Origin of the sequence: Bartonella gabonensis (genome assembly GCF_903679515.1) — a bacterium.
In the GTDB taxonomy this organism is placed as follows: domain Bacteria; phylum Pseudomonadota; class Alphaproteobacteria; order Rhizobiales; family Rhizobiaceae; genus Bartonella; species Bartonella gabonensis.
This window is the reverse complement of the sequence record NZ_CAHOYM010000106.1, coordinates 1-713: the sequence shown is the minus strand read 5'-3', so window position 1 is coordinate 713 and position 713 is coordinate 1. Positions and strand designations below refer to the sequence as shown.

The 713-nt window shown below is 59.5% G+C and carries 1 protein-coding gene and 1 pseudogene; both read right to left on the bottom strand.

The features are described from left to right. Positions 1–168 (bottom strand): annotated as a pseudogene (locus HWX04_RS08805) (GntR family transcriptional regulator); the annotation flags it as partial. 29 nt (positions 169–197) lie between these two features. Beyond that, a partial coding sequence (locus tag HWX04_RS08245; RefSeq protein ID WP_034361920.1) for an IS3 family transposase occupies positions 198–713 on the bottom strand: 516 nt, incomplete at its 5' end.

Sequence of the window (713 nt, the reverse complement as noted above, 5' to 3'; positions counted from 1 at the left end):
CTCCTCCTCTGTTGCCCGCTCTGCTGCGAGTTGTGCGAGAAGACGTTGCACTTCCCTTCGCAACTCCAGCAATCGGAGTTGGGTGCGAATATTGGTTTCGGAAACAAGAACCCCTCGCTTGGGGAGGACCACAACCAGTCCCTCTCCGGCGAGACGCTGGAGCGCCTTGGGCTGCTGCCGGTCTCGTTGACACCGACCTAAGCTTCTTGAGCTTGCTCGAACTGTACGGGACTGAGATATCCGAGCGTCGAATGCCGACGCGTCGGGTTGTAGAAGCACTCGATGTAATCGAACACATCTGAGCGGGCCTGCCCTCGTGTCCTGTACACCTTACGGGCCGTGCGCTCGGTCTTCAGAGAACTGAAGAAGCTCTCCATGGCCGAGTTGTCCCAGACCTCACCAGCCCGACTCATACTGCAAGTGATGCCCTGTTCGTCCAGCAGCCTCTGGAAGTGCTCGCTTGTGTATTGGCTACCCTGGTCCGAGTGGTGCAGCAGTGCCACTGGCCTGCCCCGGCGCCACACAGCCATCATCAGCGCGTCCACCACGAGCTGCGAGGTCATGCTCTCCTGCATCGACCAGCCCACGATTCGACGGGAGTACAGGTCCAGTACCGCAGCTACGTAAAGCCAGCCTTCTGCCGTCCAGATATAGGTGAAGTCGGCCACCCATTTCTGGTTCGGACCATCTGCCTGGAACTGACGGTCCAGCAC